The sequence below is a fragment of the Pseudarthrobacter xylosi genome (assembly GCF_055412765.1).
Window position 1 is genome coordinate 654,983 of the sequence record NZ_JBVAYT010000002.1, and the last position, 26,059, is coordinate 681,041.

At 65.9% G+C, this 26,059-nt stretch carries 24 protein-coding genes and 1 pseudogene; 17 read left to right on the forward strand and 8 right to left on the reverse strand.

Features of this window, described 5'->3' with window-relative positions; translation table 11 throughout:
- The first annotated feature begins 52 nt into the window (after positions 1–52).
- The 8 genes from dxr to ACZY1F_RS07065 all read left to right on the forward strand — a co-directional run bounded on the left by dxr (position 53) and on the right by ACZY1F_RS07065 (position 7,032).
- Entirely contained in the window at positions 53–1,234 is a 1,182-nt protein-coding gene (gene dxr / locus ACZY1F_RS07030) for a 1-deoxy-D-xylulose-5-phosphate reductoisomerase (RefSeq protein ID WP_463941039.1), read from the forward strand.
- A gap of 18 nt (positions 1,235–1,252) precedes the next feature.
- Complete coding sequence (locus ACZY1F_RS07035; RefSeq protein WP_463941040.1) at positions 1,253–2,584, forward strand: M50 family metallopeptidase; 1,332 nt, start codon at positions 1,253–1,255, stop codon at positions 2,582–2,584.
- 48 nt (positions 2,585–2,632) lie between these two features.
- A complete protein-coding gene (locus tag ACZY1F_RS07040) occupies positions 2,633–3,328 on the forward strand; it encodes a hypothetical protein (RefSeq protein ID WP_463941041.1) in 696 nt (231 codons plus the stop codon).
- Between the two features lie 87 nt (positions 3,329–3,415).
- A complete protein-coding gene (locus ACZY1F_RS07045) occupies positions 3,416–4,081 on the forward strand; it encodes a MarR family transcriptional regulator (protein ID WP_463941042.1) in 666 nt (221 codons plus the stop codon).
- Entirely contained in the window at positions 4,078–4,617 is a 540-nt protein-coding gene (locus ACZY1F_RS07050) for a hypothetical protein (RefSeq protein ID WP_463941043.1), read from the forward strand. Before ACZY1F_RS07045 ends, ACZY1F_RS07050 begins: the two co-directional genes overlap by 4 nt.
- A 55-nt stretch (positions 4,618–4,672) precedes the next feature.
- Positions 4,673–4,966: a YciI family protein gene (locus ACZY1F_RS07055; RefSeq protein WP_463941044.1), complete on the forward strand. Its 294-nt coding sequence runs from the start codon at positions 4,673–4,675 to the stop codon at positions 4,964–4,966.
- Between the two features lie 46 nt (positions 4,967–5,012).
- Complete coding sequence (gene ispG, locus ACZY1F_RS07060; protein ID WP_104063099.1) at positions 5,013–6,179, forward strand: flavodoxin-dependent (E)-4-hydroxy-3-methylbut-2-enyl-diphosphate synthase; 1,167 nt, start codon at positions 5,013–5,015, stop codon at positions 6,177–6,179.
- A complete protein-coding gene (locus ACZY1F_RS07065; RefSeq protein WP_463941143.1) occupies positions 6,142–7,032 on the forward strand; it encodes a GNAT family N-acetyltransferase in 891 nt (296 codons plus the stop codon). The genes ispG and ACZY1F_RS07065 overlap by 38 nt, the downstream gene beginning before the upstream one ends.
- 36 nt (positions 7,033–7,068) lie before the next feature.
- Here the strand turns inward: ACZY1F_RS07065 and ACZY1F_RS07070 are convergent, their stop codons facing one another.
- From ACZY1F_RS07070 to ACZY1F_RS07080, 3 genes are all read right to left on the reverse strand, one after another.
- Positions 7,069–7,626 (reverse strand): TetR/AcrR family transcriptional regulator, encoded by a 558-nt coding sequence (locus ACZY1F_RS07070; RefSeq protein ID WP_463941144.1) that lies wholly within the window; start codon positions 7,624–7,626, stop codon positions 7,069–7,071.
- Positions 7,627–7,763: 137 nt separating this feature from the next.
- Positions 7,764–8,507 carry an ABC transporter permease gene (locus ACZY1F_RS07075; RefSeq protein WP_463941145.1) on the reverse strand — a complete coding sequence of 248 codons (744 nt, stop codon included), beginning with the start codon at positions 8,505–8,507 and terminating at the stop codon, positions 7,764–7,766.
- A gap of 8 nt (positions 8,508–8,515) precedes the next feature.
- Positions 8,516–9,292, reverse strand: a complete 777-nt coding sequence (locus ACZY1F_RS07080; protein ID WP_463941045.1) for an ABC transporter ATP-binding protein — start codon at positions 9,290–9,292, stop codon at positions 8,516–8,518.
- Positions 9,293–9,752: 460 nt separating this feature from the next.
- Here ACZY1F_RS07080 and ACZY1F_RS07085 point away from each other — a divergent pair, with 460 nt between their 5' ends.
- The 3 genes from ACZY1F_RS07085 to ACZY1F_RS07095 all read left to right on the forward strand — a co-directional run bounded on the left by ACZY1F_RS07085 (position 9,753) and on the right by ACZY1F_RS07095 (position 13,837).
- Positions 9,753–11,561: a proline--tRNA ligase gene (locus tag ACZY1F_RS07085; RefSeq protein ID WP_463941046.1), complete on the forward strand. Its 1,809-nt coding sequence runs from the start codon at positions 9,753–9,755 to the stop codon at positions 11,559–11,561.
- A gap of 19 nt (positions 11,562–11,580) precedes the next feature.
- Positions 11,581–12,375 (forward strand): sulfite exporter TauE/SafE family protein, encoded by a 795-nt coding sequence (locus ACZY1F_RS07090; RefSeq protein WP_463941047.1) that lies wholly within the window; start codon positions 11,581–11,583, stop codon positions 12,373–12,375.
- 67 nt (positions 12,376–12,442) lie between these two features.
- Positions 12,443–13,837 (forward strand): pyridoxal phosphate-dependent decarboxylase family protein, encoded by a 1,395-nt coding sequence (locus ACZY1F_RS07095; RefSeq protein ID WP_463941048.1) that lies wholly within the window; start codon positions 12,443–12,445, stop codon positions 13,835–13,837.
- A 115-nt stretch (positions 13,838–13,952) separates the two neighbouring features.
- Here ACZY1F_RS07095 and ACZY1F_RS07100 read toward each other — a convergent pair whose 3' ends face one another.
- From ACZY1F_RS07100 to ACZY1F_RS07110, 3 genes are read right to left on the reverse strand one after another with little or no spacing between them, the layout of a single operon-like run.
- On the reverse strand, positions 13,953–14,984 hold the full coding sequence (locus ACZY1F_RS07100; protein WP_463941049.1) for an aminoglycoside phosphotransferase family protein: 1,032 nt from the start codon (positions 14,982–14,984) through the stop codon (positions 13,953–13,955).
- Positions 14,981–15,709, reverse strand: coding sequence for a VIT1/CCC1 transporter family protein (locus ACZY1F_RS07105; RefSeq protein WP_463941050.1), 729 nt, complete (start codon positions 15,707–15,709; stop codon positions 14,981–14,983). The genes ACZY1F_RS07100 and ACZY1F_RS07105 overlap by 4 nt, the downstream gene beginning before the upstream one ends.
- Positions 15,710–15,760: 51 nt before the next feature.
- Positions 15,761–16,918, reverse strand: coding sequence for a DUF4439 domain-containing protein (locus tag ACZY1F_RS07110; RefSeq protein WP_463941051.1), 1,158 nt, complete (start codon positions 16,916–16,918; stop codon positions 15,761–15,763).
- A gap of 88 nt (positions 16,919–17,006) precedes the next feature.
- On the opposite strand from ACZY1F_RS07110, the gene rimP reads away from it, so the two are divergent.
- The 5 genes from rimP (at position 17,007) to rbfA (ending at position 22,975) form a co-directional block, all read left to right on the forward strand.
- On the forward strand, positions 17,007–17,621 hold the full coding sequence (gene rimP / locus ACZY1F_RS07115; protein ID WP_463941052.1) for a ribosome maturation factor RimP: 615 nt from the start codon (positions 17,007–17,009) through the stop codon (positions 17,619–17,621).
- The gene (gene nusA / locus ACZY1F_RS07120) at positions 17,621–18,601 is read left to right on the forward strand and encodes a transcription termination factor NusA (protein WP_185263102.1); all 981 of its coding nucleotides are present in this window, start codon (positions 17,621–17,623) and stop codon (positions 18,599–18,601) included. Before rimP ends, nusA begins: the two co-directional genes overlap by 1 nt.
- A gap of 172 nt (positions 18,602–18,773) precedes the next feature.
- Positions 18,774–19,163 carry a YlxR family protein gene (locus ACZY1F_RS07125; protein WP_463941053.1) on the forward strand — a complete coding sequence of 130 codons (390 nt, stop codon included), beginning with the start codon at positions 18,774–18,776 and terminating at the stop codon, positions 19,161–19,163.
- A 152-nt stretch (positions 19,164–19,315) separates the two neighbouring features.
- Positions 19,316–22,219, forward strand: coding sequence for a translation initiation factor IF-2 (infB, locus tag ACZY1F_RS07130; RefSeq protein WP_463941054.1), 2,904 nt, complete (start codon positions 19,316–19,318; stop codon positions 22,217–22,219).
- Between the two features lie 246 nt (positions 22,220–22,465).
- Positions 22,466–22,975: a 30S ribosome-binding factor RbfA gene (rbfA, locus tag ACZY1F_RS07135; protein ID WP_463941055.1), complete on the forward strand. Its 510-nt coding sequence runs from the start codon at positions 22,466–22,468 to the stop codon at positions 22,973–22,975.
- A gap of 85 nt (positions 22,976–23,060) precedes the next feature.
- Here rbfA and ACZY1F_RS07140 read toward each other — a convergent pair whose 3' ends face one another.
- Entirely contained in the window at positions 23,061–24,173 is a 1,113-nt protein-coding gene (locus ACZY1F_RS07140) for a ScyD/ScyE family protein (protein WP_463941056.1), read from the reverse strand.
- A 189-nt stretch (positions 24,174–24,362) separates the two neighbouring features.
- Here ACZY1F_RS07140 and ACZY1F_RS07145 point away from each other — a divergent pair, with 189 nt between their 5' ends.
- On the forward strand, positions 24,363–24,848 hold the full coding sequence (locus ACZY1F_RS07145; protein ID WP_463941057.1) for a nucleoside deaminase: 486 nt from the start codon (positions 24,363–24,365) through the stop codon (positions 24,846–24,848).
- A 12-nt stretch (positions 24,849–24,860) separates the two neighbouring features.
- Here the strand turns inward: ACZY1F_RS07145 and ACZY1F_RS07150 are convergent.
- Positions 24,861–26,028 (reverse strand): annotated as a pseudogene (locus ACZY1F_RS07150) (pyridoxal phosphate-dependent aminotransferase).
- Positions 26,029–26,059 lie beyond the last annotated feature (31 nt).

The following is a 26,059-nucleotide window of genomic DNA, read 5'->3' on the forward strand; positions in this document are numbered from 1 at the left end:
CTGACCGGACCGCGGGCCGCGGACCGCGGGCCAGGTGCGGGATACTTAACCAATGCAGCGCAGAATCGTCCTCCTCGGATCCACTGGTTCCATCGGCACCCAGGCGATTGACGTCGTCGACGGCGCTCCCCACCTTTTTGAGGTGGTGGCGCTCAGTGCCGGCGGAGGAAACCTGGAGCTCCTTGCCCGGCAGGCTGTCCACACCGGTGCCGCCGCCGTGGGCATCGCAACGGGGGATCCACGGCAGCTGCGGGACCTGATCTCCGAGGCCGCCCGGCTCGCCGGACGGCAGGACTACCGCCCCGAAATCATCGCCGGCCCGGACGCCTCGTCCCGCATCGCCGCAGTGGAGGCGGACGTGGTGCTCAACGGCATTACCGGGTCCATCGGGCTCGCCCCGACCCTCGCCGCCCTGAAGTCAGGTGCAACACTGGCTCTGGCCAACAAGGAATCGCTCATCGTGGGCGGAGCGCTCGTGAAGGCGGCCGCCCGTGAGGGGCAGATCGTGCCGGTGGACTCCGAGCACTCAGCCATAGCGCAGTGCCTGCGCTCCGGCACCGCGGCCGAGGTCGACAAGCTCATCCTGACCGCGTCCGGAGGGCCGTTCCGCGGCCGGACGCGGGAGCAGCTCCACAACGTAACGCCAAAAGAGGCCCTGGACCACCCCACCTGGGACATGGGACTGATGGTCACCACCAACTCGGCCACGCTGGTCAACAAGGGCCTGGAGCTCATCGAAGCCCATCTGCTGTTCGACGTGCCGCTGGACCGGATCGACGTTGTGGTCCACCCGCAGTCGGTGGTCCATTCCATGGTCCAGTTCATTGACGGGTCCATCATCGCCCAGGCATCCCCGCCGGACATGCGCCTCCCCATTGCCTTGGGGATGGGCTGGCCCAACAGAGTCCCCAAGGCGGCCTCCCCGTGCGACTGGACCAAGGCCACCAGCTGGACGTTCGAACCGCTGGACACTGTAGCCTTCCCAGCGGTGGACCTGGCCAAGGACGCCGCCAAGCAGGGGAGCACCTTTCCAGCCGTCTTTAATGCGGCCAACGAGGAAGCGGTCATGGCGTTCCACGCGGGGCGCATCCGCTTCACCGAAATCGTGGACACCATCGATGCTGTCCTCAGCGAACATTCAGGATCCTCCGGGCTGACGCTGGAGTCGGTACTGGATGCTGAAAACTGGGCACGTACGCGCGCCCACGAACGTTTAGCAGTCAGCAGTCTCTAGGAAGCAGCAGATCCACGCATGAGCCCCGTCCTCCTTTTTATCCTCGGCGTCGTCTTTGTGGCGCTCGGCATTGCCGTGTCCATTGCGCTGCACGAAGTGGGGCACCTGTTGCCCGCCAAGCTGTTCAAGGTGCGCGTCACCAAGTACATGATCGGCTTCGGCCCCACCCTGTGGTCGAAGCGGAAGGGCGAAACTGAATACGGTGTGAAGGCGATCCCGCTGGGTGGCTACGTGTCCATGATCGGCATGTATCCACCCAACAAGGACGACGGAACCGTCCGTCCCTCCAGCACCGGGATGTTCCAGACCCTGGCCACGGAAGCCCGGTCCATGGCACACGAGGAAGTGGGCCCGGAGGACGCGAACCGCGTGTTCTACCGGCTGCCGGTGTGGAAGAAAATCATCGTGATGCTGGGGGGTCCGGCCATGAACCTGCTGATTGGCGTGGTCCTGACGGCCGTCTTGCTGATGGGTTTCGGCATGGCCACAGCCACCACCACCATCGCGGACGTCTCCAAATGCCAGGTGGCGGCCGGCCAAACGGTTGATCCCGATTCCCCGGACTGCCAGCTGACGCCCGCGGCCGCTGCCGGTCTCCTGCCCAACGACGTGGTCACCTCCTTTGACGGGAAAGCTGTCACCGGCTGGGACCAGATGACCGAATGGATCCGTGCCTCCGCCGGCCGGGAAGTCAGCATCACCGTGCAGCGCGACGGCGCGCCCGTCACCACCACGGTGACACCGGTGCTGTCCGCCCGCCCCGTCGTAGGCGTGGACGGACGCCAGGCAAAGGACGACGCCGGCACCCTCCTCTACCAGGACGTCGGCTTCCTGGGCATCGGTGCGCAGACCGAACTGGTTCCCCAACCGGCGTCGTCCGTCCTGCCCATGGCGGGCGAAAACATCAAACAAGTGGCTGGCGTCGTCTTCAACCTGCCCGCGAGGGTGGTGGGCGTTGCCAAGGCTGCGTTCAGCGAAGAAGAGCGCGACCCCAACGGCCCCATCAGCGTGGTGGGCGTCGGGCGCGTGGCTGGCGAAGTGGCGGCCATGGAGGAAGTGCCGCTCCAGTCCAGGATTGGCGCCCTGGTAGGGCTGCTCGCCGGCCTGAACTTCGCGCTCGCGGTATTTAACCTGATCCCACTGCTTCCGCTCGACGGCGGCCATGTAGCCGGAGCGCTGTATGAGGGGGCGCGGCGGCGGGTGGCCAAGCTGTTCGGCAAACCGGACCCGGGTGCTTTCGACATCGCCAAACTGCTCCCCGTGACCTACGTGGTGGCCGCGTTGCTGATGGGCATGAGCGCGCTGCTGATCTACGCCGACATCGTCAAACCGGTGAACCTGTTCGGCTGACTCCTGCGGATGCATGGCTGGACGGACGTCCCGGATCTACCATGAACCATGGGCACGTTCGCAGTCCAATCGCAGAGCATCAGCCGCTGGATCCGGGCAGGGTTGTGGGCGCTGCCTGTCGCGTGGCTCATCACCGCCTTGTCCACGCTCGAGCCGCAGCCGGATCAGGTGAAGGACCCGGCGGCGTGGGCCCGTTTTGTCAGCTCCGATTCGTACCAGTTCAGCCATCTTTTCGGCAGTACCGCAGGCACCATCCTGGCCCTGTTCGGTCTCTTCGCACTGGGCTGCTCCATCGCCAACAGCCGGTCGGGGCGCCTGGCGCTGGCCTCGATGGTCATCGCCGTTGCGGGTACGGCTTTGCTGCTGGTGCCTGCCGTGATTTCCACGTTTGCCACCCCCGCCATCGGAAAGGCATACCTCGGCGGAAACCAGGACGTGATGCAGCTGGAATTCCCGGGGTCCATGACCGGGGCGTTCCTGTTGGGCCTCCTGCTCGCATTCGTTGGCAGCGTGCTCCTGGGCATCACGGTATGGCGTTCCCACGTGCTGCCGTGCTGGGCCGGGATACTCTGGGCGGCCGGCGCTGTGGTGTTCTACGTCCTGGGCGTGGTCCTTGGGCTGGCAACAACCGGAAGCAGCCTGCCCACCCAGACCGCCGGCGCCCTGCTGATGGCAGTCGCCGCTGGATGGATCGCCTGGAGCGGATCCCGGCAGGCCACGGCAGTGCCGGACAGGACCGGGTGATTCTCATCGATCAGCCCTTATTGGCTGATATTTAATAATCAGCTATTTTTGATTGATTATACGTGATCATCCGCGTACGGTTAAGGCATGTACGTTTTGACCATCGATCAACGAGGCAGCACTGCCGACGTCGACCGCGTTCCCGATCTGATCGCCGCGCTGCGCAGCCTCACGCCGGCGCCCTTTGAGCGCTCGGTGGGTGATGAACTCCAGGGCGTGGTGGAACATGCTGAGGACGTGGTGGACGTCGCCTTGTACGCACTCCGGAGCGGGCATTGGTACGTCGGGGTCGGGATCGGTGCCGTGCACCTTGCCCCGGGCGGCAGCCCCCGGGAAGGTTCAGGGAGTGGCTTTGTGGCAGCGCGAAAGGCCGTGGAACTCGCCAAGGGCGCGGCTGGCCAGGTGCCGTTGTCGGTGGTGTCCGGCAGTATTGGCCGTGGACGGGAGATGCCTACCCACGCCAAGGAAGGAGCCATGACCAGCGCAAATGCCCAGGCGGTGCTGCGCCTGATCGGACGGTTGGTGCAGCAACGCACACCAGCCCAGTGGCGGGTGGTGGACCGCTTGCGCGCGCTCCAGGGCGGCGATGGAAAGCACGGCAGCCAGAAACACGTAGCCCAGGAACTGGGAATCACGGAGCAGTCGGTGAGCCGTGCTGTGCTCAGGTCCGGCTGGCAGGAAGAATGGGCCGCCAGGCCCGCCGCTGCAATGCTCCTCGAGTACGCGCATTCCCAGATTGAAGGAGACCGGTGAACGCACTATGGATCGCAGTTGCCCTGCTGGTGGCCGGATTCGCAGGATGGCCCGTGACCGCACTGGTGTTCCGGCTCGCCAGGACCATCGACGACAAAGCGGATGCGGCGACCAAGTCGGACCAGGACGCGTCAGCCCAGGATCCCTCAGCCGATGTCACGGTGGACACCGTTCTGGAAGCCCCACGGGCCGGTACGGATCACAACAAAGGCGGCCAAACCGTTGACGGCGAGCTGACAGCGAGTGGCGGTCAGCCGGCGTCGGGCGCTCCTCAGCCGGCACCCGCACTGCCGGCCCAGCGGATCCTGCGCGGCGGGGCAATCATCGGAGTCCTGGAACGCCTGGGCGTCTGCTTGGCTATCCTGACCGGACAGCCAGTGGCCATTGCCTACATCGTGGCCATCAAAGGCCTGGGCAGGTTCGCAGAATTGAAGGAGACCCCCGTGGCTGCGGAGCGGTTCATCATCGGAACGCTCACATCCATGCTGTGGGCCGCGGGAACGGCGGCAGTCATCAAGGTCGTGTTCCTGCAGTGAGTCTTGCTGCCTGCCCGGATCGGCGCCAGCCCACGCCTGGGGATAGGGTGTCCTTATGACTGTTTTTGCCGTTGAGTATGTGTACGCCGCCGATTCCTCCGCCGTCCGTGATGAGCACCGCCCCGCGCACCGCGCCTGGATGGCTGGTCTCGCCGACGAGGGCCAATTGCTGACCAGCGGACCATACGGTGACGGGGCTGGTGCCCTGCTGATCTTCAAGGTCCAGGACGAAACCGAGCTGAACGAACTCCTCAAGCAGGACCCGTTCGCCATCGCTGGCGCCATTGCCGGGATCCGGACCACTGAGTGGACTCCCGTGATCGGCCTCCTGGCCGCACACGCATCCTGATTCCCGGACCTTTTTCACTACTGAAACACCTATCCAAGGAGTCCACGTGACCTCGGTCAGCCTGGGAATGCCGTCAGCACCGCCGCCCGTCCTCGCCCCCCGCCGCAAGACGCGGCAGATCAAAGTGGGTTCCGTCGGGGTCGGCTCGGACTCGCCCATCAGCGTGCAGTCCATGACCACCACGCCCACCACGGACATTAACGCCACCCTGCAGCAGATCGCGGAACTCACCGCCTCAGGCTGCGACATAGTGCGCGTTGCCTGCCCGTCGGCCGATGATGCGGAGGCCCTGCCCATCATCGCGCGCAAGTCCCAGATCCCCGTCATAGCGGACATCCACTTCCAGCCCAAATACGTCTTCGCGGCGATTGAGGCCGGCTGCGCGGCAGTGCGCGTGAATCCGGGCAATATCCGCAAGTTCGATGACCAGGTTAAGGAAATCGCCCGCGCCGCGAAGGACCACGGAACCTCCATCCGGATCGGCATCAACGCCGGATCGCTGGAGCCCGGAATCCTGAAGAAGTATGGCAAAGCCACCCCCGAGGCCCTCGTGGAATCGGCAGTCTGGGAAGCCTCGCTGTTCGAAGAGCACGGTTTCAACGACTTCAAGATCTCGGTCAAGCACAACGACCCGGTCATCATGGTTGCTGCCTACGAAATGCTGGCCGAGCAGGGTGACTGGCCCCTGCACCTGGGCGTGACCGAAGCCGGGCCTGCCTTCCAGGGCACCATCAAGTCCGCCACGGCCTTCGGGGCGCTGCTGGCCAAGGGCATCGGCGACACCATCCGGGTTTCCCTCTCGGCGCCGCCCGTCGAGGAAATCAAGGTGGGCAACCAGATCCTCCAGTCACTGAACCTGCGCCCGCGCAAACTGGAAATCGTCTCCTGCCCGTCATGCGGCCGTGCCCAGGTGGACGTTTACACCTTGGCCGAGCAGGTCACCGCAGGGCTGGAAGGCATGGAAATTCCCCTCCGCGTGGCAGTGATGGGCTGTGTTGTGAACGGGCCGGGAGAAGCCCGCGAAGCCGATCTTGGTGTGGCGTCCGGCAATGGCAAGGGCCAGATCTTTGTGAAGGGCCAAGTCATCAAGACTGTGCCTGAGAGCGAGATTGTTGAGACACTGATCGAAGAGGCCATGCGCATAGCTGAAGAGATGGGGGAGGCCGATGGCGAAGATGCTGTCAAGGGTAGCCCCGTGGTTAGCGTCTCATAAAGAGGACGCCGCGCCGGCGGGGATATCCGTCAGGACCCTCGCGGGCGCGGATACCGCTGCCCTGCGGCGCCTCGCGTCGCAGGACCCCGTAGCCAATGTCTTTATCCTGGCGCACCTCCGGGCGGCTGGTTCCGCAGCGCCCACCAGTGGTGGTGCCGGCGTCTTGGGAGTTTTCGACGACGGCGTTCTGGCGGGCGCGTGCTGGGCAGGCGCCAACCTGGTCCCCGTCCAGCTTGACCCCGAATTCGCCGGGGTTGTCGCTGCGGCAGCAAGCACGTCCGGCCGCCGCTTCGCCTCCGCCTTTGGCCCCGCAGATGCCGTCCTTGCGCTTCATGCTGAGCTGGCCGAACTGGGGCATGCGGCCCATGAGGTACGGGATGAACAGCCGCTGATGACCCTGTGCGGGCCGCCGTTGGTGGAGCCGAACGCGGACCTGGGGCTTGGCCGGCTGGCCGATTTTGACCGGATCCTTCCCGCCTGCGCGGCCATGTTCGAAGAGGAAGTGGGCTATTCGCCGTTCCTCGGAGGCAAAGAGTTCTACAGCCGCCGGGTGGAAGGCCTTATCCGGCAAGGCCATTCATTGGCGCACGTCAACGAATCCGGCGATGTTGTGTTCAAGGCCGAGCTGGGAGCTGTGACAGCGGACGTCACGCAGATCCAGGGTGTATGGATGAACCCCGGCTACCGCGGACAGGGTCTGAGCGCAGGCTACATGGCTGCTGTAGTGGAGAAGGCACGCACGCTTGCCCCCGTCACCAGCCTCTACGTCAACGGCTTCAACCTGCGGGCACGGTCCACGTACGAGCGCGTGGGCTTCCGCCAGGTCGGCACCTTCGCCACAGTGCTGTTCTAGCCTCCAGGACGTCGCCTTAGGTCACCCCCTCAGCATTCAGGTCACCCCTTCAGCTTTCAGGTCACCCGTCAGGTAGTGCTGGACGTTAGGCGCCACAAGCCGCACGACGTCGTCGGCGGAGGCGGACGCGAGCGGTTCCAGCCGAATCACGTACCGGACCAGCGTCACGCCCACCATTTGCGTGGCCACAAGATTTCCGCGCATGGCCACTTCTGCGGGTGGTCCGGGGACTCCTGCCATGATCCGGCTGAGGATGGTGCGCTGGACCAGTTCCCGCAGCAGCAGGGTCTTCGCCTTCGAACCGATGGTTCCCCTGAGGAAGGCCACCAGGCTGTGCTGGGCCGGGCTCTCCCACAAGTGCAGGACCGCCCGCACAATCGCCTCGGCCCGGTCCTCCGGCGAGTAGCCGTTGACGCCCGCCAGGACCTTCTCCGGGTCGGCCGGCAGTGCCACGCTCAGCGCAAAGAGCTCGTCCTTGCCTTTGAAGAAGTGGTGCACCATGGCGGGGTCCACTCCGGTTTCCCGGGCGATCTGGCGCAGGCTGGTCCCCTCGAAACCGTGTTCGGCGAACAGTCTCCGGGCTGTGTCCAGGATCTGGTCCCTCGACTCACTTGCCCCGCCGCGTCTGCCCCGCCGGCCCGGACCGGCCGCGCCGCCCGCGGGATCCGCGGCGCCCGCAGGACCCTGCGCGCCTGCCGGATCACCAGCGCCCGCCGGATCATACTGTCCGTTCACGCAGTCCGCCGCCGCAGGGTCAACGACGCGAGGACCAGGACCGCCAGGACAATGGCCACCATGACGCCGGCGTCCATCCACAGCTGGCCTGTGGCCTCGGTGTTGGTGGCGATCTCCTGGAGCGCATCCACCGAAAAGGTCAGGGGCAGGACATTCGACACAGCCTCCAGGGCCTCGTTCATCCTCTCGCGGGCCACAAAGAGGCCACAGAGCAGGATCTGCGGGACCACCACCACCGGCATAAACTGCACGGCCTGGAATTCCGTCCGGGCGAAGGCCGAACAGAGCAGCCCCAGGGCGACTCCAAGAACCGCATTGATCACGGCAATCATGACCACCAGACCCGGGCTGCCTTGGATGTCGAGCCCGAAAATCCAGTAGGCCACGGCGGTAGCCACCAGCGACTGCAGCGCGGCCATGATGGAAAATGCGAGCCCGTAGCCGAACAGCAGGTCCGCCTTGTGGATGGGAGTGGTCAGCAGCCGTTCCAGGGTCCCGGAGGTGCGTTCGCGCAGCATCGTGATGGACGTAACCAGGAACATCACCACAAACGGGAAGATCGCCAGCATCATCAGGCCAACGCGGTCAAAAGTCCTGGGTACGCCTGGCGGCAGCGTTTCATTCTCATAGAGAAAGTACACGGCGGTGAGCAGCAGCGCGGGGACCACCAGGATCAGCGCGATGCTTCGGTGGTCGTGCCGGAGCTGGTCCAGGACGCGCCGGGTGGTGGCCACCAGCATCATCAGGTTCATGACCGTACCGTCCTTTCAGTGGACTCCGTTGCGGCAGTGTCCTGGATGATGTGCAGGAAGGCCTTCTCCAGATCGGCGCTGTGCCCGCGTTGACTCAATTCGGCCGGCGTCAGCTGCGCCAGGAGCTTCCCTTCCCGCAGCAGGAGGAGTGAGCCGCAATGGCTGGCTTCCTCCATCACATGGCTGGAAACCAGCAGGGTGGTCCCGGATTCGGCCATGGACCGGAACCGGTCCCACAGGTCAGCCCGGAGCACCGGATCAAGGCCCACAGTGGGCTCGTCCAGGACCAGCAGGCTGGGACGCGCCACCAGGGCGCAGGCTAGCGACACCCGGCTCAGCTGTCCGCCGGAGAGGTCGCCGGTTTTCTGCCTGGCCTGCGGTTCAAGCCCGACGGCGGCGATCGCTTCCGCGGCTCCGGCGCGGCCCTTGCGGTGCATGGCGCCGAAGTAGCGGACGTTGGCTTCGACAGTGAGGTCCGGATACACGCTGGGGGACTGGGTCACGTAGCCCACCCGGTGCCGCAGGTCAGGGTGTCCGGCGGGCAGCCCCAGTACTTGGACGGAGCCGGAGGTGAGCAGCTGGACGCCCATGATGGCCCGCATGAGGGTGGTCTTGCCGCTGCCGGACGGACCCAACAGCCCGGTGATCTGGCCTGCGTGGATGGAAAAGTCCAGGCCGCGAAGAACGGGAACCTTTCCCCTGGTGACGTGCAGGGAGCTGGCGGCGACGGCAACGTCAGCGCCGGCCGGGGCAGTTGCTGCTGAATGGGACATATGTGCCCTCCGAAATGCTGGAAGTCCTCGTTGAATTCACCAGATGATGAATTCAACCTAGACCTGCCGGAGGTGACCGTCAACAACTTCGAGCGGAAAAAACCCTTGTGGATGTGTCGCCTATCACATAGGTTCAATCTAGCTGCGCTGGAGTGGGTGGGCGGTCTCACCAGTCCTCACCAGTACCTAGGCGTCAATGGCCATGGAGCCACGTCCGCATGTAATGACCAGCCGTTTACGGCCAGGGGCTTTGCACGCCGGGCGTGGCTCTATTGCGTTCCGCCCCGTCAAGGCCTCAGCAGAACCCCGCATCCGGCTCCGCGCCTGTCGCTGGCCCCTGCCTCTGGCCCGGCTCAGGTTCCGCCGCCGGGCGGGGCGTGGATTGCCGGTAGATTAGTACCCAGAAGAATTGCCCTGTCCTGCATTTCCAGCAGCTAGTCCCAGAAACGGATACCCACCCTTGGTCACAAGAATGTCCCAGCTTTTCCTGCGCACCTTGCGTGAAGATCCCGCCGATGCCGAGGTGGCCAGCCACCGGCTCCTGATCCGGGCGGGGTACATCCGCCGGGCCGCTCCGGGTATCTACACCTGGCTGCCGCTGGGGCTCAGTGTGCTGCGCAAGGTGGAGCAGGTCATCCGCGAGGAGATGGCGGCCATCGGCGCCCAGGAAGTCCACTTCCCGGCGCTGCTGCCCAAAGAGCCCTACGAGGCCACCAACCGCTGGACGGAATACGGCGAGGGCATCTTCCGGCTCAAGGACCGCAAGGGCAACGACTACCTGCTGGCACCCACACATGAGGAAATGTTCGCCCTGCTGGTCAAGGACCTGTACTCGTCCTACAAGGACCTGCCGCTGAGCATTTACCAGATCCAGAACAAATACCGCGACGAAGCACGCCCCCGGGCAGGTTTGATCCGCGGCCGCGAATTCATCATGAAGGACTCCTACTCCTTCGACGTGGACGACGCCGGCCTGGACGCCAGTTACGCCGCCCACCGCGTCGCCTACCTCAAGATTTTCGAGCGCCTGGGCCTGGAAGTTGTTCCCGTTGCGGCCACCGCCGGTGCTATGGGCGGGTCCAAGAGCGAGGAATTCCTGCACCCCACCGAGATCGGTGAGGACACGTTTGTGCGCTCCGCCGGAGGGTACGCAGCCAACGTTGAAGCCGTCACCACGGTGGTTCCCGCGGACATCGACTTCACCGGCGCCCCTGCCGCGGAGGTCCGTGACACGCCGGACACCCCCACCATCGATACGCTCGTGGAAGCTGCCAACCAGCTCGCTCCGCGGACAGCGGCCGACGGCGGCGCCTGGACTGCCGGTGACACGCTCAAGAACGTCGTTCTTGCCGTGACGCTGCCCACCGGCGAGCGCCAGCTCGTCGTCATCGGGCTCCCCGGCGACCGCGGCGTTGACCTCAAGCGCGTCGAAGCGAACATCGGGTCCTTCCTGCCGGTTGCCGGCGAAATCACGCTCGAAGCCGCCAATGACGACGACCTCAAGAAGCAGCCCCTGATCGTGAAGGGCTATCTCGGCCCCGGTATGTCCCTGGACGCACCACTGCTTGGCACTGAGGGCACCGCCAAGTTGCTCTACCTCGTGGATCCCCGCGTTGTCAGCGGCTCCGCCTGGGTCACCGGTGCCAACGAGGCCGGCAAGCACGTCTTCGGCCTCGTCGCCGGACGCGACTTCGGGTGGGACGGCGTCATCGAGTGCACCGACGTACGCGCCGGCGACGAGGCTCCGGACGGCTCGGGTCCGCTGGAGACCGCCCGCGGCATCGAAATGGGCCACATCTTCCAGCTGGGCCGCAAGTACGCCGCGGCCCTGGACCTGAAGGTCCTGGACCAAAACGGCAAGCAGGTCGTGGTGACCATGGGTTCCTACGGCGTCGGTGTCACCCGCGCCGTCGCGGCCTTGGCCGAATCCAACCACGACGAGAAAGGCCTGATCTGGCCCCGCGCCGTCGCCCCGGCGGATGTCCATGTGGTGGCTGTCGGTCGCGGCGAGGAGATCTTTGCCGCCGCCGAGCAGTTGGCCCTGGAACTTGAGGCCGCAGGCCTGGACGTCATCTACGACGACCGGCCCAAGGTCTCCCCGGGCGTAAAGTTCGGCGACGCGGAACTCGTCGGTGTTCCCACCATCCTGGCCGTCGGCCGCGGCCTGGTGGATGGCGTTGTGGAAATCAAGGACCGCCGCACTGGCGAGGCGGAGAACGTGGCCGTGGACAAGGCTGTTGACTATGTGGTCACCGCCGTCCGCAGCTGATGCTGCGCCGTTCTAGGTGATGATTTCCGGGTTTGAGTCGATCCAGCTCACCACCATCATCCTGATTGTGGTGGCTGGATTTGCTGCCGGCTGGGTGGACGCCGTGGTGGGCGGCGGCGGCCTGCTCCAGCTTCCGGCCATGCTGCTGGTACCGGGGATCACGCCGGTCCAGGCCCTGGCCACGAACAAGATGGGGTCTATTTTCGGCACCAGCACGAGTGCTGTGACGTACTACGGGCGGGTGAAGCCGGACCTTCGGACAGCTGTGCCCATGGCGGTGATCGCCTTGGCCGGGAGCTTTGGCGGCGCCGTGCTGGCGGCCAACCTCCCCGCCAGCGTGTTCAAGCCCATCATCGTGGCCGCGCTGGTCGCCGTCGCGCTTTTTACGGCACTGAAGCCCAATGTCGGTGAGATCACCGTGCTACGGCACGATGGCCGCACGCACTACGTGGTGGCGTGCCTGATCGGGGCCGTTATCGGCTTCTATGACGGCCTGATCGGTCCGGGCACCGGGTCCTTCCTCATCATCGCGCTCGTTTCGGCAATGGGCTACGCCTTCCTGGAGGCAAGCGCCAAAGCCAAGATTGTGAACATGGCCACCAACGCCGGTGCCCTGCTGTTTTTCCTGCCCCACGGGTCAATCCTGTGGGGTGTTGGCCTGCTGCTGGGCCTGGCCAACATGGCTGGCGGCTACCTGGGCGCGCGGACCGCCGTGAAGCAGGGCAGCCGCTTCATCCGCGTTGTATTCCTGCTGGTGGTGGGAGTCCTGATCATCAAACTCGGCGCCGACGTCTGGCAGGACAACTTCGCCTGACAGGGCAGCGGAAACCCTCGCAGCACTATCCCTCGCAGGCCCGGCCGGCCGGGCGTACCATGCAGGTATGTCCGCAGGCGGGGAACCCTATTCGGAAGCACTGTCAGCCGCGGCACGGCGCGCCGCCGAGTGGCTGGCGAGCCTGCCGGGCAGGCACGTCGGGCCCGCCCAAAGCGCCCACGATCTCGCGGCTGACTTCGGCGGTCCCCTTCCCGAGCAGGGCATGCCGGCCGCAGCTGTGGTTGAGTACCTGGCGGACAAAGCCGAGCCGGGCCTGATGGCGATGCCCTCCGGGCGCTTTTTTGGGTGGGTCATCGGCGGGACGCTCCCTGCCGCCCTGGCCGCGGACTGGCTGGTCAGCGCCTGGGACCAGAACGCGGTGCTCCGCGTCTCCGCACCTGCCATGGCGGCCATCGAGGACGCGGCCGGGCGCTGGCTCGTGGACCTCCTGGGCCTCCCGGACGAATCCGACGTGGGCTTTGTCACCGGAGCGACGATGGCTAACTTCGCCGGATTGGCCGCTGCCCGCTGGAGCCTGCTCGCCGACGCCGGCTGGGACTTGGAGCGCGACGGGCTATTCGGCGCACCGCGCATTCGCTGCCTCGTCGGACAGGAACGCCACGACTCAGTGGATCTGGCTCTGCGATACTTGGGGCTGGGCCGACCGGAGGCCGTGCCGTCGGACCGGCAGGGCAGGATCCGAACCGGCGAGCTCGACCGGCAGCTGTCCGCGGGCTCCGGTCCGGCCCTCGTATGTTTGCAGGCCGGAAACCTGCATTCGGGCGCCTTCGATCCTTTCGTCGAGGCCGTCGGCATCGCGAAGGCTCACGGCGCCTGGATCCACGTGGACGGGGCTTTTGGGCTCTGGGCTGCGGCAGTGCCCGAGCTTGCCGCGCTTACCGCCGGGATGGCCCTGGCGGACTCCTGGGCAAGCGACGCGCACAAGACCCTAAATGTTCCCTACGACTGCGGGATTGTAGTGGTCAGGGACCCAGCCGCCCTGCGCTCTGCCATGGGCGTGCATGCCAGCTATCTCATCCGGGCCGCTGACGGTGCGGCCGACCCGCTTGAAAAAGTCCCGGAGCTCTCGCGCCGGGCCCGCGGCGTGCCTGTGTGGGCCGCCCTCCGCTACCTGGGGCGGGACGGCGTGGCGGCCCAGGTCCGCGGGCTCGCCGACGCTGCGTCGAAGATCGGCAGCCGCCTCGCCGACGTGGACGGGGTCGAGGTGCTCAACACGGTGGACTACACCCAGGTGTCGCTCGCCTTCGGGGACGACGCCACCACGCGCGCCGTGACAGCCCGGGTGATCGAGGACGGCAAGGTCTGGATGTCCGGTTCACGCTGGCAGGGCAGGGATGTCCTGCGGGTCTCGGTCAGCAACTGGAGCACGGACGCGGACGACGTCGGCACTGCCGTCGAGGCGGTCAGTTCGGCGTTGGCGGCTGTGCGGGCTGCCGGCTGATCACCTGGAGGCACCGTTCCACAGGGGAGGCACCGTTCCACCGGGGAGGCGCCTTCCCGCCCGGAAGGCAGCCGTCGCCGCCCAGGGGCCCGTCCTGACCGGGAGTCATTGTCGCTCAGCTGTCGCCCTGACCCGGCTCAGGCAGGGCGTGCGCCGAGGGGAGACCGTCGAGGGTCCGCCCGGCAAGGGTGCTGGCCACCCAGAGGGAGCGGGCCAGATCTCCTTGGTGGCGCGGCACAGCGGCGTAGCAAAGGGCGTTCTCCACTTCGCGTGCCACGGCCCACTGGCGCGCGGCTTCGGCATCGAGGCCGGCCGCGACGCTGAACTCCTGGCAGCGCCGGCGCAAGCCTCCGGCCGGATCGCTCCGGGGCAGGTCGCCGAGACGGTTCCACAGCAGCGGTGCCACCGCGAATTCCGGTTCGCCGATCATGGGCTGCGGGTCGATGGCGACGAAGCCCTGCCCGGGCAGGGCTCCGCTGTTGGTCTGGGGCCGGGCCAGGATGTTCAGGAAATGCAGGTCCGTGTGGACCAGGACATCGCGGCCCGAGCGGCGGCCCACGGCACCGCGGGTCTGGCAGACTTCCAGGGCCGCCTCCAGGAGCCAGCGCGGGAACGGGCGGCCCTGCTGTTCCCAATCGGCGGGCAGGTCATCGCTCCATTGTTCGGCCCGCGCGGCGATGTGGTCGAATTCGTGCCACTGCGGACGTCCGTCCGGCACCAGGCCTAACTGCCGCATGGTGCTGCCCCAGGCCACCGCCGCTTGATCCAGCGGGATGGTCTGGAGCGAGCAGTCCGCATTCAGCCGTTCGAGCAGCATGGCGCACGTTCCGGCGTCGGATTCCAAAAGGCGGACGGCGCCCGATCCGCCCCAGAGTGTCAGCGCATGGCGTTCCATCCGGGCTTCGTCGTGCGGAAAGGCGATCTTGAGCGCCGCCGGAGTCCCGTCCGTCCGGCGGACCGGAACCACAACGCCGCCGTGGCCATGCCAGGGGAGCGCGCCGACTGCCAGGTCAACGGCCAGCCCCCAATGCTCCAGCCGCCCCTGGACCAGTCCCGGGAGGGAGGAAAGCCAGGCCCGTCCCGCACTGCTGTGGCTGTAACGCATGCTGAGGGCCGGCGGGATCGGCACGCCAATCTGGACACTCATACGACGCCGCTTGCGCCGAGCAGGTTGCCGATGGAGTACGTGGCAGCCAGGGCCAAGGCCCCGCCCACCACCACCCTGACGGCGGCCCGCAGCTTCGAGCCGCCACCGATCCAGGCACCCAGAGCCCCGGTGGCAGCAAGGGCCACCAGCACGGCCGCGAAGGTCAGGGGAACCCGGATGTTCTCCGGCGGCAGCAGTATGGCGAGCATCGGAAGGATGGCGCCGATGAGGAACGCGACGGCGGAGGCAATAGCGGCGTGCCAAGGACTGACGATGTCTGCCTCGTCGATGTTCAGTTCGGCGGAGAGGTGTGCGCCCAGGGCGTCGTGGGCTGTCAGCTCCCTGGCCACTTTCCTTGCTGTGTCCAGGCTTAGGCCCTTGCCCTGGTAGATCGCAGTGAGTTCCTCCAGCTCTTCCTCCGGTTCTTCCTGCAGTTCCAGGCGTTCCTTTTCGATTAAGGCCTCCTGGCTGTCCTTCTGGCTGCTGACGGAGACATATTCGCCCAAGGCCATGGATATTGCACCACCCACCAGCCCGGCCGTGCCGGCGACGAGAATCGGGCCGGCCTGTGTGGTGACACCGGCGACGCCCACCACGATTGCGGCGACCGAGACGATGCCGTCATTGGCACCCAGGACGCCGGCGCGAAGCCAGTTCAGGCGCTGCGCTATGTCGTTTTGGTGGGGCTCATTCTCGTGAAGGGCGGGAGCGCCGGCACTGTCCATGCCTACAGCAAAGCATTAGTGCCTGCGGCTGGCCAGTATGCCGGGCCTTGGCTACGAATTGCCGGGACGGGCGCTGGTTGTGGAAGGTCCCGGGCTTGGTACAGGCTCCGGCAGCGGAGGCAGGAGAGCTTCGTCCAGGACCATGCCGGGAACCGGGCCCGGCGATGCACCCCAATGGGCGGTCCGCCGGGCCGCCGACTGAAGGGCCGAGAGTGCCCATTCACGTTCGCGCCCCTCGCTGAGGGCCACCAGATCGCCGAGCACCGGAAGTGTCCCCGCTTCCAGGGTTCGGAGCCCGGCTGCAGGGTCCGCCAGGAACACCTCGCTCAGGGCATAACCTGGTTGCCTCTGGGGTACCGCGGCGCAGTGGGACCTGCCCATGGCCTCCGCTTCGTTTCGGAGGATGCCATGCTGGGCCAGGAAGTTCGACGCCGGAGCAGCTGACCCGGAGTTAAGCCTGGTCAGTGCGGCCTGGTACGCATAGACCAGTTCCAGCTCGGCGGCAACGGCTGAGGCAAAGGCCGAGCCGAGGTCCGCGCCAGTGCTTGCGTCGGCGACCGCCGCTTTGCTGGCACAGCTGACGGCGGCTGAAGCCGTATCAGGCGGGGTGGGTGCCAGCGATGCGGTGGAGGAGCCAGCCCCTGGAAGCGGTGCCAACGAGATCCCGGTCGCCGAGGCCAGGTCCTCCGCGGCCAGAAGCTGGGCAGTGCCAGCGCCGGCGAGAAGGCGGGCCATGCCGCCGTCGGCCGTTTCCGCGTCCTGGAGCCGCTGAGCCCCGCTTGCCTGGAGGGCAGCGGCCAAGTCCGCGGTGGTCGAGGGCGGCGTGACGGTGGCAAGCGCCGTGGCCGGCGAAGCAGCCGCGCTGTCCAGGGCAGAATTACCAGCCGGCAGGATTAACGCCCGGGCCTGGACAGTCAGCAAAGTCACAATCCGGGCCAGGGCGGAGGCTTGCGAAGCCGGCGCAGTGGCGTCGGCAGCGCCTTGCAGGTCCAAGCCCGCGGCCCGAAGGCTCAGGGAATCCGCGAACGCGGATGCCCTTGCCTGCTCGGAAAACGGCGGCGCCGCAGGCGGGGACGGTTCGCGGGGTATGAGCACCACTCCCAGGCTCACCACCAGAAGGGCGGCCAGCGCAAAAACGGCGTACTGGAAATAGCGCCTGCGGCGGCCTGTTTCCTGCGTGTCGTCTTTCACAACAGACCATGTTCTCACGCCTGACGCGAATCTACGTGCACCACTGCGGCCGGAAAATCGTTACGCTAGTAGTCACAACATCATCTATTGGAAGGCGGCCGGCATCGTGAGTAATGCAGAAGCCACGACTTCATCAGACGCTACCGGAACGGGTACCGCTGCTGCTGCGCCCGCCAACAATCCCGAAGCCATCAGGCTTCGGGCGCTGCTGGAACCGGCAGTTCAGGCCAACCGCCTGTACCTCGAGGACGTATCCATCATGGCGGGTTCGCATCGCGTGGTCCACGTGGTGGTTGACCTGCCGCAGGAGGAAACCGGCGGCGTAAACCTTGATGTCATTGCGGACATCTCCAGGGTCCTCTCCGATGTCCTGGACAACGATCCAGCGGACGACGGGCGCCCCTACGACCTCGAGGTTTCCTCCCCGGGTGTCGCGCGTCCCCTCACCGAAGTCCGGCACTGGCACCGTGCCCGGGGCCGTATGGTCAAGGTCAACGTCATCCAGGGCGAAAATGTCACCGGCAGGGTCCAGTCCGTGGACGATTCCGGCGTCACCATCATCCCGGAGATCGCCGTCAAGAAGGGCATGAAGCCCAAGCAGGGCGAGCCCCAGATTCTTCCTTTCGACAGGATCCGCAACGGAAAAGTCGAGATCGAATTCAGCCACCTCGAAGAAGCTGGTCTGGAACCTGAGCACAATGGACCTTCTGAGGAGGCCTGATGGATATTGACATGAGCGCGCTGAGACTACTGGAGCGTGAGCGCGAAATCCCGCTGGACCTCCTGATCCCCACCATCGAGCAGGCGCTCCTGGTGGCGTACCACAAATCACCCGGCGCCTTCGAGAAGGCCCGGGCCGAACTGGACCGCAAGAGCGGCCACGTGACCATCTGGGCCGTGGAGATCGACGACGACGGCGACCCCATCGGCGAGTTCGAGGACACCCCCGCCGGGTTCGGCCGTATTGCAGCGAGCACCGCACGGCAGATCATCCTGCAGCGCCTGCGCGACGTCGAGGACGACGCCATCCTGGGTGAGTTCAAGGGCCGCGAGGGCGAACTTGTGGCCGGCTTGATCCAGCAGGGCAACAACCCGCACATGATCCAGGTCAACCTGGGTTCGGTGGAGGCCCTGCTGCCGCCGCCCGAACAGGTGCCGGGGGAGAAGTACATCCACGGCAACCGGCTCCGCGCCATCGTTATCGATGTTCACCGCGGCACCAAGGGCCCGTCCGTCACTTTGTCCCGTTCACACCCGGGCCTCGTCCGGAAGCTCTTCGAACTGGAAGTCCCGGAGATCGCGGACCGCTCAGTGGAGATCGTGGCCCTGGCCCGCGAGGCCGGTCACCGCACCAAGATCGCCGTCAAGGCCAACACCCAGGGCATCAACGCCAAGGGCGCCTGCATCGGTGAAATGGGTTCCCGCGTCCGCGCTGTTATGACGGAACTCAACGACGAAAAAATCGATATCGTCGACTTCAGCGAGGATCCGGCAACGTTTATTGCCAGCGCACTTTCCCCGTCGCGTGTGAATTCCGTCACCATCGTGGATGAAGCCACCCGCTCCGCGCGTGTGGTGGTCCCGGACTACCAGCTCTCGCTGGCCATCGGCAAAGAGGGCCAGAACGCCCGGCTGGCGGCCAAGCTGACCGGCTGGCGGATCGATATTGTCTCTGACGCCGCCCCGGCGCGCGAAAGCTGAACCCGTTCCGGGGCAACGGCCAACGGCGGACACTGTCGGCCGATGCCCCGGTTTCGGGCAGAACTGCCCCGAGGGGCTAGAATAGACAAGACCGCGCCTAACGGCCGGTATTCGTGTGCCCTGAGTATTCCCGTTCCGCCGATGTGCGGTTGGGACCTTAGGGCCGGCAGTTATGAACGTGAGGAAGATACTCACCGTGGCAGAAGTGCTTCACATCGAGGATCAACCGCAGCGTACCTGCATCGGATGCCGGAAAAAGGCTGCGCGGTCTGAGTTACTCCGGCTCGTCGCCGAAGGCAGCGGTTCCACCGCAGTGCTGGTAGACGAACGACGCCGGATGGCTGGCAGGGGTGCATGGCTGCACCCCAGCGAAGCGTGCCTGGCCCTGGCGGTCAAACGGCGAGCATTCGGAAGGGCCCTCAACGGCGCAACCGGGTCCACCGCCGTCGAACGCCGGATCATGGCAGGCAAGCAGGACGCCGGCCCGCTGCAAATACCTCAGCACTTGCCTCTGGCAGATGCAGCAAAAACCGTCCAACCTGAAAGCGGGTCAGAAAACTGATGGAAACCCGATGAGTTCCCAGCGATGAGTGCGCAACGATGACAACTTTGTTGCGCTCTGCAATGGGCCCTTTAGTTGCACCCGCGGCTGGGGCCCGCAGTAAGAAGTAGACGGTTCGTGCCTGGCTCGGTGCGGACCGAGACAGGAGAAATGTGGCCAAGGTCCGCGTACATGAGCTTGCTAAAGAGCTCGGTATTACTTCCAAAGATGCAGTAACCAAACTGCAGGAACTGGGCGAATTCGTTCGCTCCGCCTCTTCAACCATTGAGGCCCCGGTGGTGCGGAAACTCCGCAACGCCTACCCCGACGCCGCTGCTAAGAGCGCAGCTCCGGCAGCCGCGCCTAAGGCGCCTGCCCCGTCGGCCGACACACGACCCGCAGCACCTGCTCCGGGTCCCGCAGCTCCCTCCGCCCCGGCAGCACCAGCTGCTGCGGCTCCGGCTGCACCCGCTCCCGTTTCCGCAGCTCCTTCAGCCCCGGCGGCACCAGCTGCTCCGGCTGCAAGTGCACCGTCCACCGGCGCCAAGCCCGGCGCCCGTCCGGCACCGAAGGCTGAAGCCCCGGCTGCACCGACCCGCTCCGGCGGATCAGCGCAGGGCGGTTCACAGGGCGGCTCCGCACCGCGTCCCGGCGGTCCCCGTCCGGGCAACAACCCGTTCGCCACGTCCCAGGGCATGCCCCGCGGCCGCGGCGGCGACAGCGAGCGCGCTCCCCGTCCGGGTAACAACCCGTTCGCTCCTTCGCAGGGCATGCCCCGCTCCGGTGGCCGTCCCGACGGCGACCGTCCCGGTGGTCCGCGTCCCGCGGCCGGTGCAGGTGGCCCCCGTCCGGGTGGTCCGCGTCCCGCAGCCGGTGCTGGTGGCCCCCGTCCGGCTGCTGGCTCAGGTGGACCCCGCCCGGGTGCACCCCGTCCCGCGGGTGCCGGTGGAAACCGGCCTACTCCGGGCATGATGCCCAACCGCACTGAGCGTCCCGCACCTGCTGGTGCAGGACGTCCCGGTGGCGGCGCACGTGGCCCCGGACGTCCGGGTGGCGCTCCAGGTACAGGTGGCGCACCGGGTGCCGGTGGCGGCGCTCCGGCCGGCGGCGGCTTCGGCAAGGGTGGCCGCGGTCGCGGTGGCACCCAGGGTGCCTTCGGTAAGGGTGGCGCAGGCCGTGGCAAGCAGCGCAAGTCGAAGCGTGCCAAGCGCCAGGAACTCGAGCAGATGAGTGCTCCGTCGCTGGGTGGCGTGAGCGTACCCCGCGGCGACGGCAACACCGTAGTCCGGCTTCGTCGTGGCTCGTCCATCACGGACTTCGCCGACAAGATCGAGGCAAACCCGGCAGCACTGGTGACGGTCCTCTTCCACCTCGGCGAGATGGCCACGGCCACGCAGTCCCTGGATGAAGAGACCTTCGCACTGCTCGGCGAGGAGCTTGGCTACAAGCTCCAGGTTGTGTCGCCGGAGGACGAGGAGCGCGAGCTGCTCTCCGGCTTCGACATCGACTTCGAAGCAGAGCTCGAAGCCGAAGGCGACGACGACCTCGAGGCACGTCCTCCGGTTGTCACGGTCATGGGCCACGTTGACCACGGTAAAACCCGCCTGCTCGATGCCATCCGCAAGTCCGACGTTATGGCGGGCGAGCACGGCGGCATCACGCAGCACATCGGTGCTTACCAGGTCACGCACACCCACGAAGACATTGATCGTAAGATCACCTTCATCGATACTCCGGGCCACGAGGCGTTCACCGCCATGCGTGCCCGTGGTGCGAAGGTCACCGACATCGCCATCCTGGTGGTCGCAGCGGACGACGGCGTTATGCCGCAGACCGTTGAGGCACTCAACCACGCGCAGGCAGCAAATGTGCCGATCGTGGTGGCTGTGAACAAGATCGACAAGGAAGGCGCCAACCCGGAGAAGGTCCGCGGCCAGCTGACCGAGTACGGCCTGGTTCCCGAAGAATACGGTGGCGACACCATGTTCGTGGAGGTCTCTGCCCGCCAGAACCTCAACATTGACGAGCTGCTCGAGGCTGTCCTGCTTACCGCAGACGCCGCCCTGGACATGCGCGCCAACCCGAACAAGGACGCCCGCGGTATCGCGATCGAAGCCAACCTGGACAAGGGCCGCGGTTCCGTGGCCACCGTCCTGGTGCAGTCCGGCACCTTGCGTGTCGGTGACACGATCGTGGCCGGTACGGCTCACGGCCGTGTGCGCGCCATGTTCGACGACGACGGCAGTGTCCTGACCGAGGCCGGCCCGTCCCGCCCCGTGCAGGTTCTGGGTCTGTCCAACGTGCCGCGCGCCGGCGACACCTTCTTTGTGACCGCTGACGAGCGCACCGCCCGCCAGATCGCCGAGAAGCGTGAAGCAGCCGACCGTAACGCCGCCCTCGCCAAGCGCCGCAAGCGCATCAGCCTGGAAGACTTCGACCAGGCCGTGGCCGACGGCAAGATCGACACCCTCAACCTCATCCTCAAGGGTGACGTGTCCGGTGCCGTGGAAGCCCTCGAAGACGCACTGCTCAAGATCGACGTCGGCGAAGGCGTGCAGCTGCGCGTCATCCACCGCGGCGTTGGTGCTATCACGCAGAACGACGTCAACCTGGCAACGGTCGACAGCGCCGTTATCATCGGCTTCAACGTCAAGCCTGCCGAGCGGGTTGCCGAACTGGCAGACCGCGAAGGCGTGGACATGCGCTTCTACTCCGTCATCTACGCAGCAATCGATGACATCGAGATGGCCCTCAAGGGCATGCTCAAGCCGGAGTACGAAGAGGTCCAGCTGGGCACCGCCGAGGTCCGCGAAGTCTTCCGCTCTTCCAAGTTCGGAAACATCGCCGGTTCCATCGTTCGCTCGGGCATCATCCGACGCAACACGAAGGCCCGCATCAGCCGCGACGGCAAGACCATCGGTGACAACCTCACCGTTGAGACGCTCAAGCGCTTCAAGGACGACGCCACTGAGGTCCGCACGGACTTCGAGTGTGGTATCGGTCTTGGTTCGTTCAACGACATCACCGAGGGCGACATCATCGAGACCTTCGAGATGCGCGAAAAGCCGCGAGTATAAGTCGGTTTAGTTCTACAGGGTCGGGGTCGTTGGGTTTTCCCGGCGGCCCCGCCCCTTCGCTGGGCGGCATAGGATCTGCGATCCTTTGCCGCCCAGCTTCGGCAGGCCCGATGCCACTCCCAGGCCGCCGGAAAAAACCCAACGGGAGTCCGTCGTAGACTCGCCTTAGGCGCGTGGCAACCAACCAAACGTGTGTACGCAAGCCGCTAGCGCGCCGTCGTACATCCAAAATTTTTAGGAGTGGAAATGGCTGATCCCGCACGGGCTGCCAAGTTGGCGCAGCGGATTAAGGTTGTTGTTGCGGAGGCTTTGGGCCGGAAGGTTAAGGATCCTCGGCTGGAGGGCATTACTGTTACCGATGCCCGGGTGACCAATGACCTGCAGCACGCCACGATCTACTACACCGTTTTCGGCGACCAGGCGATCCAGGCTGATGCTGCCAAGGGCCTGGAGAAGGCCAAGGGCGTGCTCCGCCAGGAGGTAGGGCGCAACGTGACTGTCCGCCTGACGCCGACGCTGGAATTTGTCGCGGACCAGATCCCGGTCGTTGCCTCGAACTTGGAGGAACTGCTCCGGGCCGCCAAGAAGCGCGACGCCGAGGTGGCTGCGCTGGCTGAAAACGCCAAGCACGCCGGTGACGCCGATCCGTACAAGAGCGACGTTCCCGCCGATGTGGAGATCGACGAGGACGACTTTGACGAAGAGGACATTGACCTCACCGACGACAAAGACCTCGACGAAGACGCCAACAAGTAACTGACACGAGGCGAAGGCCCGGACCCGCAACTGACCTGCGGGGCCGGGCCTTCGTTCGTCTGCCGGGTTGGACTCCCGGCAGGACCTACCTGATGTGGGCCTTGAGGACGGTTCCAGTCGGTTGCCCGAAGCTGAAGCCGGCCGTGGCGTAGAGGGTTTCCCCGCTCAGCTCGACCGCCGCAGGACCGTCGACAGCCAGGAACTGTGAAGCCTCTCGGGTCCAGGCGTCGATCTTCACAATCTCGTTGCCGAACATCGAGGCTGCGTAGACGTCCCCGTGGTCGGAGACTGCGATGCCGGTGGGGCTCAGAATGTCATCTGCCCACAGGCGTGTGTGTCCTGTCCAGGGATTGACCCGGAAGATGGCACCACGGGCGCCGAGGGACGGATCCTCGGGACCGCCTGGGAGCGAGGAGACATACAGCCAGCCGTCGGGGCCGATCTCCACGTCCGTTGGCACAGGTTCAAAGGCATACTCCTCGCCAACGACGCATGCAGGGGCATCCACCGTTCCTCCAGCCATATCGATGGGGATCTTTGTGCCGGCAGGGATGGCGGCCGGCCTTGGAGGCAGGACAGCGAGCGTCGAGACGTCACCGGAATCCACGTCGACTTCGAGGATGGCATTCGCGCCGGCGTCAGCAACATAGACGGTGGACGCCTTGACTGCAGTGGCATAGGGATGGGAATCAAGGGCGCCCTTGTACCGGGCGGGCGGGAAAACGGGCCAGTCCTTCAGGCACTCTTCAGAGACCGCGTCACCGAAGCCATAGTCTTGGTCGCCGTCCGGATTATTCGCACCTTCATAGGCGGCGAGGTCGGCAATGGTGCGCACGTCGCCTGACCGGTCGATGGACTTCAGGTAGCCCTCGAGCGCATCGGGATTACCTCCGCCGGCGCCTACGCTCTCCACGAAGTAGGTCGTCCCGCGTGTGGTTGAGACACCGCCGACGTCCCAGTCCGCTCTCGTGTAGACGTTGGCGAGTTGGCCATCTTCTTCCACGCGGTCAAGCCGGCCCACAAAATTCTGGGTGACCAGGACGGAGTCGTCCCTGCCGACGGCGAGGCTCAAGGGGGTGACCAGCCCGTCGGCCAGGATTTTCGGCTCTGGCGATGAGGAGCCCGCCGCGGCCGGCCCGATAGGAATGACTAACGCCGCGGCGGCAAAGCACGCGGCAAGGGAAAACTTCTTCTTCATTGCATCCTCCGCAATTGAGGTGCACCACCCCGCGGACGGGGCTGGGCAATGAGACCAAAGTAGATATGAATTTAAACAGCCCCCCGGGCGCCAGACTAGTCCTCCGGGCGGGCTGCGTCGACGGAAATTTCCCTTTGTGTGCCCCCTATTTTTGAACCGGAAATCCCGGGTCATGGCTAGGATCTAGTTATGACGCAGGCGAGCGACAACCACGAGGCCACGCGATACTTGGCGCAGGCCATTGAGCTGGCTGTCCGGAACGTCTCCGACGGCGGCGGACCGTTTGGTGCGCTGGTGGTCACCCCGGACGGCCGGATCCACGAAGGCATAAACCGGGTCACCCGGGACCACGACCCCACCGCGCATGCCGAAGTGGTGGCAATCCGCGCTGCGGCAGCCGCAGGCGCAACGTTCCACTTGAGCGGCGCCGTGCTTTACACGAGCTGCGAGCCGTGCCCGCTGTGCCTGTCAGCCGCGCTGTGGGCGCGGATTGATCGTGTCTATTTTGCGGCCGACCGCCATGGTGCAGCCGCGGCCGGCTTCGACGACGCCGTGTTCTACGAGTATTTCAACGGCACCCGTCCGGAACTGCTGCCGGTCTCCCAAACCGCCATGCCGGCGTCGGACGCTCCGTTTGACGCGTGGCGCCGCAACGCGAAACGCAAGGATTACTGACCAGGTGACGGGTCAGTAACCCTGACGTTCAGGCAGCCTGCCTATGCCGTTGACCAGATCCTCCCGGGCACCGCAAAGCGCGATCCGCACCCAGCCCTCGCCGATCGAGCCAAAGGCAGTTCCCGGCGCGAGCGCAACGCCGGAATCGGAGAGGAACCGTCGGGTCCAGCTCCGCACGTCCCCGTCGCTGACGTGGGAGACGTCGGCCCAAAGATAGAAGGCTCCCTGGGCACTCAGGTACGGGATTCCTTTGGCATCCAGCACTGCGGAGGCGGCGTCCCGGTTGGCCCGGTAGTGGGCATGGGCGTGCCGGACGTAGTCCTGCGGGCCTGTCAGCGCTGCCAGGGCAGCATACTGTGACGGAGAGGCAACGCAGGAGACAATCGCCTCCATCACGTTGTTCATCTTCTGTTCCAGCCCCCGGCGGGCAGACCAGTGCGCCGATCCTCAGGCCGGTCAGGCCGTACGTCTTGGAGAGAGTCAGTGACGTGAACACCCGCGCCTCGCCGGGGACGTCGCTGTCGAACCGGGCCGGGCTGACATGGCGGACATCGTAGGTGAAGGCCTCGTAGCATTCGTCGGAAATGATCCAGAGATCGTGCTTGCGGGCAAGGTCCACCAGCTGGCGCGTCAGGTCCTCGCCGAGGACGGCGCCCAGCGGGTTGGACGGAGAATTCAGGATGAGCACCCGGGTCCGGTCCGTGATGAGCGCCTCAACGTCCTGGATGCGAGGCTGGAAGTGATGTTCGGGATACAGCGGGTAGCCCACGGGCACGGCATTCAGGAGCCGGCTGGTCATGGCGAATGTGGGGTAGCCGGGGTTGGGAATCAGGATCTCGTCGCCGGGGGAGAGCAGGAGGCTCATGGCGAAGTGCAGGCCCTGCTGGGCGCCGTCCACCACGTAGACGCGCTCGGCACCGAAGCTGGCGCTGAGTCCGGCTCGTTCACGGAACCTGGCGGCGAACGCTTCACGGAGGGCCGGGATGCCGGCGTTGGGCGTGTAGTTCGTCTCGTCCCGGTCAAGGCACGCCATGCCGGCCTCCAGGACGTGGCGGGGGAGCGCGAAGCCCGGCTCGCCGATGCTCAGGACAATGGCCCCGGGGGTATGCCAGGCGGCCTCGGTGATTTCGCGGATCTGGTTGACGGGGACGTCGCGCGCGTGCGCCGCAAGCTCAGGCATGGATGCCATCCTAGCTGCCACCGGAGTTGGG

Excerpts from the sequence above, each read along its gene's own strand:
- ACZY1F_RS07045 (WP_463941042.1), top strand. The coding sequence starts at position 3,416 with ATGTACGTTTTGACCATCGATCAACGAGGCAGCACTGCCGACGTCGAC.
- ACZY1F_RS07035 (WP_463941040.1), top strand. The coding sequence starts at position 1,253 with ATGAGCCCCGTCCTCCTTTTTATCCTCGGCGTCGTCTTTGTGGCGCTC.
- ACZY1F_RS07055 (WP_463941044.1), top strand. The coding sequence starts at position 4,673 with ATGACTGTTTTTGCCGTTGAGTATGTGTACGCCGCCGATTCCTCCGCC.
- ACZY1F_RS07095 (WP_463941048.1), top strand. The coding sequence starts at position 12,443 with ATGTCCGCAGGCGGGGAACCCTATTCGGAAGCACTGTCAGCCGCGGCA.
- nusA (WP_185263102.1), top strand. The coding sequence starts at position 17,621 with ATGGATATTGACATGAGCGCGCTGAGACTACTGGAGCGTGAGCGCGAA.
- ACZY1F_RS07140 (WP_463941056.1), bottom strand. The coding sequence starts at position 24,173 with ATGAAGAAGAAGTTTTCCCTTGCCGCGTGCTTTGCCGCCGCGGCGTTA.
- dxr (WP_463941039.1), top strand. The coding sequence starts at position 53 with ATGCAGCGCAGAATCGTCCTCCTCGGATCCACTGGTTCCATCGGCACC.
- ACZY1F_RS07125 (WP_463941053.1), top strand. The coding sequence starts at position 18,774 with ATGAACGTGAGGAAGATACTCACCGTGGCAGAAGTGCTTCACATCGAG.
- ACZY1F_RS07075 (WP_463941145.1), bottom strand. The coding sequence starts at position 8,507 with ATGCTGGTGGCCACCACCCGGCGCGTCCTGGACCAGCTCCGGCACGAC.
- ACZY1F_RS07040 (WP_463941041.1), top strand. The coding sequence starts at position 2,633 with ATGGGCACGTTCGCAGTCCAATCGCAGAGCATCAGCCGCTGGATCCGG.
- ACZY1F_RS07090 (WP_463941047.1), top strand. The coding sequence starts at position 11,581 with ATGATTTCCGGGTTTGAGTCGATCCAGCTCACCACCATCATCCTGATT.
- ACZY1F_RS07145 (WP_463941057.1), top strand. The coding sequence starts at position 24,363 with ATGACGCAGGCGAGCGACAACCACGAGGCCACGCGATACTTGGCGCAG.
- ACZY1F_RS07100 (WP_463941049.1), bottom strand. The coding sequence starts at position 14,984 with ATGAGTGTCCAGATTGGCGTGCCGATCCCGCCGGCCCTCAGCATGCGT.
- ACZY1F_RS07080 (WP_463941045.1), bottom strand. The coding sequence starts at position 9,292 with ATGTCCCATTCAGCAGCAACTGCCCCGGCCGGCGCTGACGTTGCCGTC.
- ACZY1F_RS07105 (WP_463941050.1), bottom strand. The coding sequence starts at position 15,709 with ATGGACAGTGCCGGCGCTCCCGCCCTTCACGAGAATGAGCCCCACCAA.
- ACZY1F_RS07065 (WP_463941143.1), top strand. The coding sequence starts at position 6,142 with ATGCTGTCAAGGGTAGCCCCGTGGTTAGCGTCTCATAAAGAGGACGCC.
- rbfA (WP_463941055.1), top strand. The coding sequence starts at position 22,466 with ATGGCTGATCCCGCACGGGCTGCCAAGTTGGCGCAGCGGATTAAGGTT.